The 11,440-nt window shown below is 51.4% G+C and carries 17 protein-coding genes and 1 rRNA gene (1 of these 18 only partly in view); 12 read left to right on the forward strand and 6 right to left on the reverse strand.

The features are described 5' to 3' along the window. Window positions 1–37 precede the first annotated feature (37 nt). From rplQ to arfA, 4 genes are all read left to right on the forward strand, one after another. Entirely contained in the window at window positions 38–424 is a 387-nt protein-coding gene (gene rplQ, locus OGV79_RS03820; RefSeq protein ID WP_001216372.1) for a 50S ribosomal protein L17, read from the forward strand. Window positions 425–532: 108 nt separating this feature from the next. Beyond that, a complete protein-coding gene (locus OGV79_RS03825; protein WP_047460850.1) occupies window positions 533–901 on the forward strand; it encodes a DnaJ family domain-containing protein in 369 nt (122 codons plus the stop codon). Window positions 902–911: 10 nt separating this feature from the next. Further along, a complete protein-coding gene (gene zntR / locus OGV79_RS03830) occupies window positions 912–1,337 on the forward strand; it encodes a Zn(2+)-responsive transcriptional regulator (protein ID WP_024131002.1) in 426 nt (141 codons plus the stop codon). A gap of 57 nt (window positions 1,338–1,394) precedes the next feature. Beyond that, the gene (arfA, locus tag OGV79_RS03835) at window positions 1,395–1,613 is read left to right on the forward strand and encodes an alternative ribosome-rescue factor ArfA (protein ID WP_012135422.1); all 219 of its coding nucleotides are present in this window, start codon (window positions 1,395–1,397) and stop codon (window positions 1,611–1,613) included. Here arfA and mscL read toward each other — a convergent pair. The 5 genes from mscL to def all read right to left on the reverse strand — a co-directional run bounded on the left by mscL (window position 1,610) and on the right by def (window position 6,370). Then, complete coding sequence (mscL, locus tag OGV79_RS03840) at window positions 1,610–2,020, reverse strand: large-conductance mechanosensitive channel protein MscL (RefSeq protein WP_012135421.1); 411 nt, start codon at window positions 2,018–2,020, stop codon at window positions 1,610–1,612. The two genes, arfA and mscL, sit on opposite strands and share 4 nt — an antisense overlap. Window positions 2,021–2,161: 141 nt before the next feature. Then, window positions 2,162–3,538 carry a Trk system potassium transporter TrkA gene (gene trkA / locus OGV79_RS03845; protein ID WP_012135420.1) on the reverse strand — a complete coding sequence of 459 codons (1,377 nt, stop codon included), beginning with the start codon at window positions 3,536–3,538 and terminating at the stop codon, window positions 2,162–2,164. 21 nt (window positions 3,539–3,559) lie between these two features. Continuing rightward, window positions 3,560–4,846 (reverse strand): 16S rRNA (cytosine(967)-C(5))-methyltransferase RsmB, encoded by a 1,287-nt coding sequence (rsmB, locus tag OGV79_RS03850; protein ID WP_199972416.1) that lies wholly within the window; start codon window positions 4,844–4,846, stop codon window positions 3,560–3,562. A gap of 52 nt (window positions 4,847–4,898) precedes the next feature. Then, window positions 4,899–5,846 carry a methionyl-tRNA formyltransferase gene (gene fmt / locus OGV79_RS03855; RefSeq protein WP_047460854.1) on the reverse strand — a complete coding sequence of 316 codons (948 nt, stop codon included), beginning with the start codon at window positions 5,844–5,846 and terminating at the stop codon, window positions 4,899–4,901. Window positions 5,847–5,860: 14 nt separating this feature from the next. Then, window positions 5,861–6,370, reverse strand: a complete 510-nt coding sequence (def, locus tag OGV79_RS03860; RefSeq protein WP_047460857.1) for a peptide deformylase — start codon at window positions 6,368–6,370, stop codon at window positions 5,861–5,863. A 130-nt stretch (window positions 6,371–6,500) separates the two neighbouring features. Here def and dprA point away from each other — a divergent pair, with 130 nt between their 5' ends. Genes dprA through OGV79_RS03890 form a run of 6 tightly spaced genes read left to right on the forward strand, consistent with a single transcriptional unit; the run spans window position 6,501 to window position 10,293 of the window. Continuing rightward, window positions 6,501–7,625 (forward strand): DNA-protecting protein DprA, encoded by a 1,125-nt coding sequence (dprA, locus tag OGV79_RS03865; protein ID WP_200076371.1) that lies wholly within the window; start codon window positions 6,501–6,503, stop codon window positions 7,623–7,625. Then, window positions 7,597–8,070 carry a DUF494 family protein Smg gene (gene smg / locus OGV79_RS03870; RefSeq protein WP_024130999.1) on the forward strand — a complete coding sequence of 158 codons (474 nt, stop codon included), beginning with the start codon at window positions 7,597–7,599 and terminating at the stop codon, window positions 8,068–8,070. The genes dprA and smg overlap by 29 nt, the downstream gene beginning before the upstream one ends. A 26-nt stretch (window positions 8,071–8,096) precedes the next feature. Next, complete coding sequence (locus tag OGV79_RS03875; protein ID WP_012135414.1) at window positions 8,097–8,651, forward strand: DNA topoisomerase family protein; 555 nt, start codon at window positions 8,097–8,099, stop codon at window positions 8,649–8,651. Continuing rightward, a complete protein-coding gene (gene tsaC, locus OGV79_RS03880; RefSeq protein WP_024130998.1) occupies window positions 8,644–9,216 on the forward strand; it encodes an L-threonylcarbamoyladenylate synthase type 1 TsaC in 573 nt (190 codons plus the stop codon). The genes OGV79_RS03875 and tsaC overlap by 8 nt, the downstream gene beginning before the upstream one ends. A gap of 4 nt (window positions 9,217–9,220) precedes the next feature. Beyond that, the gene (aroE, locus tag OGV79_RS03885) at window positions 9,221–10,039 is read left to right on the forward strand and encodes a shikimate dehydrogenase (protein WP_200003701.1); all 819 of its coding nucleotides are present in this window, start codon (window positions 9,221–9,223) and stop codon (window positions 10,037–10,039) included. Then, window positions 10,036–10,293, forward strand: coding sequence for a DUF1488 family protein (locus OGV79_RS03890; RefSeq protein ID WP_012135411.1), 258 nt, complete (start codon window positions 10,036–10,038; stop codon window positions 10,291–10,293). Before aroE ends, OGV79_RS03890 begins: the two co-directional genes overlap by 4 nt. Here OGV79_RS03890 and OGV79_RS03895 read toward each other — a convergent pair. Then, on the reverse strand, window positions 10,269–10,823 hold the full coding sequence (locus tag OGV79_RS03895; RefSeq protein WP_012135410.1) for a gamma carbonic anhydrase family protein: 555 nt from the start codon (window positions 10,821–10,823) through the stop codon (window positions 10,269–10,271). The two genes, OGV79_RS03890 and OGV79_RS03895, sit on opposite strands and share 25 nt — an antisense overlap. Here OGV79_RS03895 and OGV79_RS03900 point away from each other — a divergent pair. Next, window positions 10,822–11,136, forward strand: coding sequence for a hypothetical protein (locus tag OGV79_RS03900; protein ID WP_012135409.1), 315 nt, complete (start codon window positions 10,822–10,824; stop codon window positions 11,134–11,136). The genes OGV79_RS03895 and OGV79_RS03900 overlap by 2 nt on opposite strands. A gap of 155 nt (window positions 11,137–11,291) precedes the next feature. Next, window positions 11,292–11,440, forward strand: a 16S ribosomal RNA gene (locus OGV79_RS03905) (it continues 1,393 nt past the right edge of the window).

Raw genomic sequence — 11,440 nt, forward strand, 5'->3', positions numbered from 1 at the left:
GATCACAGGTTAAGGTTTTACTGAGAAGGATAAGGTCATGCGCCATCGTAAGAGTGGTCGTCAACTGAACCGCAACAGCAGCCATCGCCAGGCTATGTTCCGCAACATGGCAGGTTCACTGGTTCGTCATGAGATCATCAAGACGACCCTGCCTAAAGCGAAAGAGCTGCGTCGCGTAGTTGAGCCGCTGATTACTCTTGCCAAGACTGATAGCGTAGCTAATCGTCGTCTGGCATTCGCCCGTACTCGTGATAACGAGATCGTGGCAAAACTGTTTAACGAACTGGGCCCGCGTTTCGCGAGCCGCGCCGGTGGTTACACTCGCATTCTGAAGTGTGGCTTCCGTGCAGGCGACAACGCGCCGATGGCATACATCGAGCTGGTTGATCGTTCTGAGTCGAAAGCAGAAGCTGCTGCAGAGTAATCTGTAGTAACGTAAAAAAACCCGCTCCGGCGGGTTTTTTTATATCCGCCGTATCCCCACTTATCTACAATATCTGTACTCTTTTTGTTCATCCCCTGGAGTTGTTGTATGTGGTTACTGGACCAGTGGGCAGAGCGCCATATTACCGATGCACAGACTAAAGGTGAGTTTGATAATCTGCCCGGCAGCGGTGAGCCGCTGGCCCTGGATGATGACTCACATGTGCCGCCTGAACTACGGACTGGCTACCGTTTACTCAAAAATGCCGGTTGCCTTCCCCCGGAGCTTGAACAGCGTAAAGAAGCCATTCAGCTATTGGATCTACTTAAAGGTATTCGTCAGGACGATCCACGGTATCAGGAAGTGAGCCGCCGTTTATCGCTCCTTGAACTAAAACTACGACAGGCGGGGCTGAGTACCGGGTTTTTACGCGGTGAATATGCAGATAAATTGCTGCATAAGATTAATGATGACTAACGGAGCTTGTATGTATCGTATTGGTGAACTGGCAAAGCTGGCAGAAGTGACGCCCGATACCATCCGCTACTATGAAAAGCAGCAGATGATGGAGCATGAAGTGCGTACGGAGGGTGGTTTCCGGCTCTACACGGAAAACGATCTTCAGCGCCTAAAGTTTATCCGCTATGCCCGGCAGTTGGGCTTTACGCTTGAGTCGATCCGGGAACTGTTGTCGATCCGTGTCGATCCTGAACACCATACCTGCCAGGAGTCGAAAGGAATCGTGCAGGAAAGGCTGAAAGAGGTCGAATCACGAATTGCGGAATTACAGAGTATGCAGCGTTCATTGCAGAGGCTGAACGATGCCTGCTGTGGAACGGCACACAGCAGCGTCTATTGTTCAATTCTGGAAGCACTGGAACAAGGCGCCAGCGGAGTAAAGCAGGAGTGTTGATTTATTGACCTGATGAGCCTACACTCGCGCCGTTAAACCATACAAACTGGAGTTATTATGAGTCGTTATCAGCATACGAAAGGGCAGATAAAAGACAACGCCATTGAGGCATTACTGCACGATCCGCTTTTCAGACAACGTGTTGAAAAAAATAAGAAAGGGAAAGGAAGTTATCTGCGTAAAGGCAAACATGGCAATCGGGGTAACTGGGAGGCCAGTGGCAAGAAAGTGAATCACTTTTTTACCACTGGCTTTCTGCTTATTAAGGCTTGTTAAGAACGGTTGTTTTGTTCTTTCAGAAGATCGCGGATCTCAGAAAGCAATACTTCTTCCGTTGTCGGCGCTGGCGCTTCCGTCGGTTCTTCTTTCTTACGATTCAGTTTGTTGATCAGTTTGATAGCCATGAAGATAGCAAACGCCACAATAACAAAATCAAAGACGTTCTGAATAAACACACCGTAATGCATCACGACTGCCGGGATATCTCCCTGCGCTTCGCGTAGCGTAAAGGCAAACTGTTTAAAATCGATCCCGCCAATTAACAAACCCAGAGGCGGCATAATGATATCAGCAACCAGAGAAGAAACGATCTTCCCGAATGCCGCACCAATAATCACACCCACTGCCAAATCAACAACATTCCCGCGCATCGCGAATTCGCGAAACTCTTTAATAAAGCTCATTTTATTCTCCCTATGCAACTGACGTTTATAAGTTTAACAAATGTTAAGGCATTTTCCATTTATGGATTGTTTAAAGGAGAATTTATTAGGCCCTGATAAAACAGGGGAATTAAAGAGGGCGCTGCATTAGCGCCCGAATAATTACAGGAAGAAAGGACTTGGCTGGAATAAGCGTTCGACGTCGGTAATAAACTTTTTATCCGTCAGGAACATAATCACATGATCGCCTTGTTCAATGCGCAAATTGTCATTGGCAATCATTACATCGTTACCGCGAACCACTGCGCCAATTATTGTTCCCGGTGGAAGTTTAATTTCATCAATGGCACGGCCTACGACGCGAGATGTACTTTCATCACCGTGGGCAACGGCTTCAATTGCTTCTGCTACACCACGACGTAGCGATGACACTCCCACAATATCGGCTTTACGCACATGGCTGAGTAACGCGGAAATCGTGGCCTGCTGTGGCGAAATGGCAATATCAATGACGCTCCCCTGGACGAGATCCACATAGGCGCGACGTTGAATGAGCACCATTACTTTCTTCGCACCCATCCGTTTGGCCAGCATTGCCGACATAATGTTGGCTTCATCATCGTTGGTGACTGCAATAAACAGATCAACCTGATCAATATGCTCTTCAGCCAGCAGTTCCTGATCCGATGCATCGCCAAAAAAGACGATCGTATTTTGCAGTTTTTCGGCAAGTTCGGAGGCCCGCTGTTGATCGCGCTCGATCAGTTTGACGCTGTAATCTTTTTCCAGACGACGCGCGAGACCGGCACCGATATTTCCCCCGCCGACTAACATAATACGCTTATAGGGTTTCTCCAGACGTTGCAGTTCGCTCATTACCGCGCGGATATGCTGCGATGCGGCAATAAAAAAGACTTCATCGCCTGCTTCTACAATAGTCGACCCCTGGGGGCGAATGGGGCGGTCATGACGGAATATCGCGGCGACGCGGGTATCAATATGCGGCATATGCTCACGCATCGTGGATAACGCGTTCCCGATCAGCGGCCCGCCATAATAGGCTTTCACTACCGCAAGACTGACTTTACCTTCGGCGAAATTAACGACCTGCAATGCGCCGGGATATTCGATCAGGCGATAAATGTTATCGATGACCAGTTGCTCTGGCGCAATAAGATGGTCGATGGGGACGGCTTCAGAGTGGAAGAGTTTATCCGCATCGCGGACATAATCTGGCGAGCGGATACGGGCGATACGATTTGGCGTATTGAAGAGTGAATAGGCCACCTGGCAGGCGACCATATTCGTTTCATCGGAACTGGTCACGGCGACCAGCATATCCGCATCGTCTGCACCCGCTTCACGCAGTACGCGGGGGTGAGAGCCATGCCCTTGCACGACGCGGAGATCGAACTTGTCCTGTAAACTACGCAGGCGTTCGCCATTGATATCGACCACCGTGATGTCGTTGTTCTCTCCGACCAGGTTTTCAGCCAGCGTGCCGCCGACCTGCCCTGCGCCCAGAATGATAATTTTCATCAGTCGCGACCCGTTATCTCATCACTTTTTGATTAGCTTAGCGTAAAAGAAGCCGTCACCTTCTTCCGCACCTGGCAGATTTTGCACGCCCGGTTGAGCGGGGGTTCCGGTGCTGGTCAGGGTGGCGTCCGGGGTGCGCTGTAAAAAGGCCTGAATCTGTTGGCTATTCTCTTCCGGCAGGACAGAACAGGTCGCGTAGACCAGTGTTCCGCCTGACTTTAAATGTGGCCATATGGCATCCAGAATTTCCGACTGTAATTTTGCCAGTTCAGCAATATCACGATCGCGGCGTAGCCATTTGATATCCGGGTGACGACGAATGACGCCGGTGGCTGAACAAGGCGCATCCAGCAGAATACGGTCAAATTTCTGCTCGCCACACCATTGCGCGGGATATCGACCATCACCCTGTTTGACGGTTGCCTTCATCCCCAGACGTTTAAGGTTATCGTAAACGCGTGAAAGACGCTGTTCGTCGACATCGACAGCTAACACCTGCGCTTCAGGCGCGGCTTCGAGTATATGCGTTGTTTTACCCCCCGGTGCGGCGCACAAATCCAGGATTTGCTCGCCGTTTTGCGGGGCGAGGAAGCTAACACAGCCTTGCGCGGAAGCATCCTGAACCGTTACCCAACCCTCTTCAAAACCGGGTAAGGCATGAACCGGAGCCGGAGACTCAAGACGTAGGGCGTCAGGATAGGCCGAATGGGGAAAACCATTCATTCCTGCGTCCTGTAATAACGTGAGCCAGCTGTCGCGTGAATGATGTGTACGGTTCACGCGTAACCACATTGGAGGACGTTGGTTGTTGGCTTCGACAATCGCTTCCCATTGGGTGGGATAGGATTTTTGCAGGCGCTTTAGCAGCCAGGACGGATGCAGAAAACGCGCCTCGCTGGTCGCAAACTCAGCCAGCAACGCCTCCTGCTGACGCTGAAACTGACGCAAAACGCCATTGATCAGCCCTTTAAGCTGTGGGCGCTTAATAGCAACAGCACCTTCAACCGTTTCCGCGAGGGCTGCATGTGGTGGAATTCGTGTGTGCAATAGCTGGTAAAACCCTACCATGATCAGGTAATGCACGGTGCGTTGCTTACCGGTCATCGGGCGAGACATTAATTTATTAATCAGCCACTCCAGCTGCGAAAGGGTGCGCAACACGCCAAAGCACAGCTCCTGAAGCAGCGCTTTGTCTTTATCGGAGACTTTTTGCTGTAGTGGTGGCAGGACATTACTTAAGGATTGCCCTTGCTCAACGACCTGCTCAACGGCCTGTGCCGCCAGACTGCGTAAATTTTGTTTTTTCATAACCGCAAAAATAAAAATGCCCGGTAACACCGGGCGTAGTAAGACGTGACCGTCAGGCCAGACGGTTGCCAGGAATAAACCATTCCCGACGTGAATTTAAAAGATCCTGCGCGCTCATTGCCTTCTTACCTGCGGGTTGAAGGGAGAGCAGGTTCAGGATGCCGTTGCCGGTTGCAACCTGAATACCTTGTTTAGTCGCGTCAAGAATGGTGCCCGGTTCCGCTTGCGTTACGCGCTCTATCACTGACGCCTGCCACACTTTTACCGGCTGACCGTCAATTTCCATCCAGCTCATTGGCCAGGGATTAAAGGCGCGGATGCAGCGTTCAAGCTGTGCAGCAGAGAGAGACCAGTCCATACGCGCCTCTTCTTTGCTAAGTTTCTCAGCGTGAGTGGCCAGGGCGTTGTCCTGTACTTCTGGCTTCGCGGTACCGTTTTCTAACTGTTTCAGCGTTTCAATCAGCCCCTGTGGACCAAGATCCGCCAGCTTGTCATACAGCGTGCCGCTGGTGTCTTTCTCGGTGATTGGACAGGCAAGTTTATAGAGCATATCGCCAGTATCCAGACCCACATCCATTTGCATGATGGTTACGCCCGTTTCGGCATCACCAGCCCAAAGTGAACGTTGGATCGGCGCTGCGCCACGCCAGCGCGGGAGCAGGGAACCGTGAACGTTGATGCAGCCGAGTCGCGGCATATCAAGCACCGCTTTTGGCAGAATCAGGCCATACGCCACCACGACCATTACGTCAGCGTGTAAGTCCGCGACTAAATGCTGGTTTTCTTGTGGGCGCAAGGAGGCGGGCTGAAAAACCGCTATTCCTTTCTCTTCCGCCAGCACTTTCACCGGGCTGGGCATCAGCTTTTTACCGCGTCCTGCCGGGCGGTCGGGTTGGGTAAACACGCCAACGACGTTGTGTCCAGAAGACAACAGCGCGTCAAGATGACGCGCTGCAAAGTCAGGTGTACCCGCAAAAATAATACGTAGTGAGTCTGACACGTTGATTCTTGTCCTTAAGCTCGGGCGTTCAGGCGGTCGAGTTTCTCAACTTTCTGACGAATACGTTGTTGCTTCAGCGGCGACAGATAATCGATAAACAGTTTACCGACCAGGTGATCCATCTCGTGCTGAATACAGATGGCCAACAGACCGTCTGCTTCCAGCTCAAAAGATTGACCGTCGCGGTCGAGTGCGCGAATTTTCACTTTCTCCGCACGCGGCACTAAAGCACGCTGTTCTGGAATAGACAGACAGCCTTCTTCAATCCCCGTCTCACCGCTTTTTTCCAGCAGTTCCGGGTTGATTAACACCAGACGCTCGTCGCGGTTTTCCGAAACATCAATCACGATGATACGTTGATGAATATCGACCTGCGTTGCCGCCAGGCCAATACCTTCTTCTGCATACATCGTTTCGAACATATCATCGACGATACGCTGAATTTCTGCATTCACTTCTTCTACCGGTTTTGCGACTTTGCGAAGACGCTCGTCCGGAATATGTAACACTTGCAAAACTGCCATAATTATCCAGAGTTGTGTTCAGGAGTTGGAAAGATTATTACCTCTATTCTAGACAAAACCCCCTCCGATTGACAGCATCAGTGACCAATCGCAAAGATTGCCAGGACAGCTTGTGGCAGGGGGATAAAGGATGACCCGTACCGAAATTTGGTTACGTTTGATGCATGTGAGTGAATTGTATGGCGATGCAATGTTGAGCATTGCGAATTTGCTCATACAACAGCGTCAGATTGATAAGACTTTACTTCAGAACGCAGGGTTAACGTCCCGACAAGCGGAGCGCTTTTTAACCGTCCCGCAAAAAGCGCTGGATGACGCGCAGCACTGGCTTGAGCAACCTCATCACCATTTGATTCTGGCCGGCAGCGCGCGTTATCCGGCACAGTTGAATGCGATTGCAGATTATCCCGGTGCTTTTTTTGTTGCGGGTGATCCAGAATGTCTCCAGAACTTCCAGCTTGGCGTCGTCGGAAGCCGGACACCTTCCTGGTATGGCGAGCGATGGGGGCGTTTGTTCTGTGAAAGTCTTGCCGTAAAAGGGGTGACGATTACCAGCGGGCTGGCGAGAGGAGTTGATGGCGTTGCGCATAAAGCCGCCTTAAACGCGAACGGGAAAAGCGTGGCTGTGCTGGGCAACGGTCTGGGAAGTATCCATCCCCGACGGCATACCCGGCTGGCTGAGGGGCTGATAGACGCCGGTGGCGCGCTGGTGTCGGAGTTTCCATTAGCGACGCTCCCTTTACCGCACCATTTTCCCCGACGAAACCGCATCATTAGCGGCCTGAGCAAAGGCGTGCTGGTGGTTGAAGCGGCACTACGAAGCGGTTCTTTGGTTACCGCGCGCTGTGCGCTGGAGCAAGGGAGGGATGTCTTTGCCTTGCCAGGGCCGATAGGCAGCCCTGGCAGTGAAGGGCCGCATTGGTTGATCAAACAGGGCGCCACTCTTGTGACGGCGCCAGAGGATATTCTGGAAAATTTGCAATACGGCTTACATTGGCTGCCAGATGAGGCCGAAAATTCACTTTATTCACCAGATCAGGAAGCCGCAGCATTGCCATTTCCTATGCTCCTGGCTAACGTAGGAGATGAGGTAACACCTGTTGACGTCGTCGCTGAACGTGCCGGCCAACCTGTGCCAGAGGTAGTGGCTCAGCTACTCGAACTGGAGTTAGCAGGATGGATCGCAGCTGTACCCGGCGGCTATGTCCGATTAAGGAGGGCAAGCCATGTTCGACGTACTAATGTATTTGTTTGAGACTTACATCCATAACGAAGCTGAATTGCGTGTGGATCAGGACAAACTGGAACGGGATCTTACCGACGCTGGCTTTGACCGTGAAGACATCTACAACGCGCTACTGTGGCTGGAAAAGCTTGCTGATTATCAGGAAGGCCTCGCCGAACCTATGCAACTGGCTTCCGATCCGCTCTCCGTACGTATTTACACGGCAGAGGAGTGCAATCGACTGGATGCCAGCTGTCGGGGGTTTCTGTTATTCCTCGAGCAGATTCAGGTGCTAAACCTCGAAACGCGAGAAATGGTGATTGAACGCGTGCTCGCGCTGGATACCGCAGAATTCGATCTGGAAGACCTGAAGTGGGTGATCCTGATGGTTTTATTTAACATTCCGGGTTGTGAAAATGCGTATCAGCAAATGGAAGAATTACTCTTTGAAGTGAATGAAGGTATGCTGCATTAATCGATCTTCATTCAGCATGAGTTGTTATGGCTAAATCAGCACTGTTTACGGTGCATAAAAATGAGCCCTGCCCACAGTGCGGGGCTGAACTTGTTATTCGCTCCGGGAAACACGGTCCTTTTCTCGGCTGCTCACACTATCCAGAATGTGATTATGTCCGTCCGCTGAAATCGTCAGCAGACGGGCATATCGTCAAAGTTCTGGAGGGGAAGTTTTGCCCGGCATGTGGTGCGGAGCTGGTATTGCGGCAGGGGCGGTTCGGCATGTTTATCGGTTGCAGTGACTACCCCGCGTGTGGTCATACCGAACTGATCGACAAACCAGACGAAACTGCCATTACCTGCCCTCAGTGCCAAAAAGGTCATCTGGTTCAACGGCGTTCCCGTTATGGTAAAACCTTTCATTCCTGCGATCGCTATCCTGAATGTCAGTTTGTCATTAACTTCAAACCGATAGCCGGAGAGTGTCCTGAATGTCACTATCCGCTACTCATCGAAAAGAAAACCGCGCAGGGTGTGAAGCACTTTTGCGCCAGTAAACAATGTGGAAAGCCGGTTCCGGCGGAACAACAAAGTGAATAATAACCTGCCCACAGACGCTATCGCGGCAGCGGTAGCGGTACTGCATAAAGAATGTGTCATCGCGTATCCCACAGAAGCTGTTTTCGGTGTCGGGTGCGATCCTGATAGTGAAACGGCGGTCAACCGCTTACTGGAATTGAAACAGCGTCCGGTTGAAAAAGGCCTCATTTTAATTGCGGCAAATTTTGAGCAGCTTAAGCCATATATTGATGACAGCATGCTGACAGATACGCAACGAGAAGCGATCTTTGCGTGCTGGCCTGGCCCGGTGACGTTTGTTTTTCCTGCACCGGCGACAACGCCGCGCTGGTTGACGGGACGTTTTGATTCGCTGGCGGTTCGCGTTACGGATCACCCGCTGGTGGTCTCATTGTGCCAGGCTTATGGCAAACCGTTAGTTTCCACCAGTGCGAATTTGACAGGGTTGCCTCCCTGCCGCACGGTCGAAGAAGTACGGGCGCAGTTTGGCGCGGATTTCCCCGTTGTTGAGGGTGAAACGGGAGGACGCCTGAATCCTTCTGAAATTCGTGATGCCTTGACGGGCGAGCTGTTTCGACAGGGGTAATACGATGGAAACCTATGCTGTTTTTGGTAACCCGATTGCGCACAGCAAGTCGCCATTTATTCATCAGCAGTTTGCGCAGCAACTGAAGATAGATCATCTCTATGGGCGTGTTCTGGCGCCGGTTGATGATTTCGTGAATACCCTTAACGCCTTCTTTGCGCAAGGAGGGAAAGGGGCGAACGTTACCGTTCCTTTTAAAGAGGAAGCGTTTGCACGCGCAGATGAACTGACGGAGCGTGCGGCGCTTGCCGGGGCGGTGAATACCCTGAAACGCCTTGATGATGGTCGCTTGCTGGGGGATAACACTGACGGTATCGGTCTGTTGAGCGATCTTGAACGTTTGTCTTTCATTCGTCCGGGGCTACGCATCCTGCTGATTGGGGCGGGGGGGGCTTCCAGGGGCGTACTGTTACCGCTGCTATCAATGGATTGTGCGGTTACTATCGCGAACCGAACCGCTTCCCGTGCTGAAGAACTGGCGCAAATCTTCGCTCATACCGGCAGTGTTCAGGCCCTTCGTCTTGATGCGCTGGAAGGCCATGAATTCGATCTGATCATCAATGCGACATCCAGTGGAATTAGCGGTGATATTCCCGCGATCCCGTCATCGCTCATTCATCCTGCTGTCTGTTGCTACGATATGTTTTATCAAAAGGGAAATACGCCGTTCCTTGCCTGGTGTGCGGAGCAAGGGGCAAAACGGTATGCCGATGGTTTGGGGATGCTGGTGGGGCAAGCCGCGCATGCTGTTTTTCTCTGGCATGGCGTGTTGCCTGACGTGGAACCTGTTATTGCAACGCTGAAGCAGGAACTGTCGGCATGAACCAGGCTATTCAGTTTCCTGACAGAGAAGAGTGGGACGCGGACCTTGAGGCCGTTAGCTTTCCCGCACTGGTGAATGGGATGCAGTTAATGTGTGCTATCAAGGGAACCACGCTGGCGCATCGCTTTGGCGGCGATACGCCAGAACGGTGGCTGGCAGACTTTTGTGAACATCGCTGGGATCTGGAAGAAGAAGCGGAAGCGTTGATCCAGTCCCAGCAAGAAGACGATCAGGGTTGGGTCTGGCTGTCTTGACTCAGGTATTCATCTTTCCATTTCACATAGTTATTTGCGGAGTACTGTAGCCCGGCTTTCTCTTCATCACTTAGCGGACGGATCTGCTTCACCGGACTCCCCAGATACAGATAGCCGCTTTCCAGGCGCTTGTTTTGCGGCACCAGGCTGCCAGCGCCGATCATGACGTCATCTTCTATTACCGCGCCATCCAGCAGAATGGACCCCATGCCAACCAGAACCCGGTTGCCGATAGTGCAGCCGTGGAGCATGACTTTATGCCCGACAGTGACATCTTCACCCACAATAAGCGGATTACCTTGCGGGTTAGTGGTGGATTTGTGCGTCACATGCAGCACGCTGCCGTCCTGGATATTTGAGCGGGCGCCAATCTCTACATAGTTCACATCGCCACGAATGACGACCAGCGGCCAGATCCCGACGTCATCAGCCAGACGAACATCGCCAATGACGACGCTACTGGAATCGATCATCACGCGTTGCCCGATCTGTGGGAAAAGATCCTTATAAGGACGTAATACGTCAGACATGTTTACCTCAACGAAAGAGAACAGTAATGAAGACTTTGGTTGGATTATTGGCGCTACGCAAGTGTTTCAGGTATCAAAAATCAGCCAAATTGCGCAGGAATGTAGCGAAAGGGGTAAAAAACAGGCATTCAGCAAAAAAGATCCAAAAAACGCTTGTGCAAAAAAATGGGATCCCTATAATGCGCCTCCGTTGAGACGACAAAGTGAAACGCTTCACAAGATGGTCGGAACAACGAAGAGAAAAATCCTGAAAAATGGGGTTGACTCTGAAAGAGGAAAGCGTAATATACGCCACCTCGCGACAGAGCGCTAAAGCGCGTCGCAACTGCTCTTTAACAATTTATCAGACAATCTGTGTGGGCACTCAAAGTGACATGGATTCTTAATGTCTTCGGACAATAAATGAATACCAAGTCTCTGAGTGAACACGTAATTCATTACGAAGTTTAATTCACGAGCATCAAACTTAAATTGAAGAGTTTGATCATGGCTCAGATTGAACGCTGGCGGCAGGCCTAACACATGCAAGTCGAACGGTAACAGGAAGCAGCTTGCTGCTTTGCTGACGAGTGGCGGACGGGTGAGTAATGTCTGGGAAACTGCCTGATGGAGGGGGA

It is taken from the genome of Citrobacter sp. CK185 (genome assembly GCF_030333565.1).
Lineage (GTDB): Bacteria > Pseudomonadota > Gammaproteobacteria > Enterobacterales > Enterobacteriaceae > Citrobacter_B > Citrobacter_B koseri.

Bases quoted from the DNA above. Each gene is read 5' to 3' on its own strand.
- zntR (WP_024131002.1), top strand. From the start codon at position 912: ATGTATCGTATTGGTGAACTGGCAAAGCTGGCAGAAGTGACGCCCGAT.
- OGV79_RS03875 (WP_012135414.1), top strand. From the start codon at position 8,097: ATGGCTAAATCAGCACTGTTTACGGTGCATAAAAATGAGCCCTGCCCA.
- rplQ (WP_001216372.1), top strand. From the start codon at position 38: ATGCGCCATCGTAAGAGTGGTCGTCAACTGAACCGCAACAGCAGCCAT.
- OGV79_RS03895 (WP_012135410.1), bottom strand. From the start codon at position 10,823: ATGTCTGACGTATTACGTCCTTATAAGGATCTTTTCCCACAGATCGGG.
- OGV79_RS03900 (WP_012135409.1), top strand. From the start codon at position 10,822: ATGTTTACCTCAACGAAAGAGAACAGTAATGAAGACTTTGGTTGGATT.
- def (WP_047460857.1), bottom strand. From the start codon at position 6,370: ATGGCAGTTTTGCAAGTGTTACATATTCCGGACGAGCGTCTTCGCAAA.
- mscL (WP_012135421.1), bottom strand. From the start codon at position 2,020: ATGAGCTTTATTAAAGAGTTTCGCGAATTCGCGATGCGCGGGAATGTT.
- arfA (WP_012135422.1), top strand. From the start codon at position 1,395: ATGAGTCGTTATCAGCATACGAAAGGGCAGATAAAAGACAACGCCATT.
- trkA (WP_012135420.1), bottom strand. From the start codon at position 3,538: ATGAAAATTATCATTCTGGGCGCAGGGCAGGTCGGCGGCACGCTGGCT.
- aroE (WP_200003701.1), top strand. From the start codon at position 9,221: ATGGAAACCTATGCTGTTTTTGGTAACCCGATTGCGCACAGCAAGTCG.
- rsmB (WP_199972416.1), bottom strand. From the start codon at position 4,846: ATGAAAAAACAAAATTTACGCAGTCTGGCGGCACAGGCCGTTGAGCAG.
- OGV79_RS03825 (WP_047460850.1), top strand. From the start codon at position 533: ATGTGGTTACTGGACCAGTGGGCAGAGCGCCATATTACCGATGCACAG.
- OGV79_RS03890 (WP_012135411.1), top strand. From the start codon at position 10,036: ATGAACCAGGCTATTCAGTTTCCTGACAGAGAAGAGTGGGACGCGGAC.
- dprA (WP_200076371.1), top strand. From the start codon at position 6,501: ATGACCCGTACCGAAATTTGGTTACGTTTGATGCATGTGAGTGAATTG.
- smg (WP_024130999.1), top strand. From the start codon at position 7,597: ATGTTCGACGTACTAATGTATTTGTTTGAGACTTACATCCATAACGAA.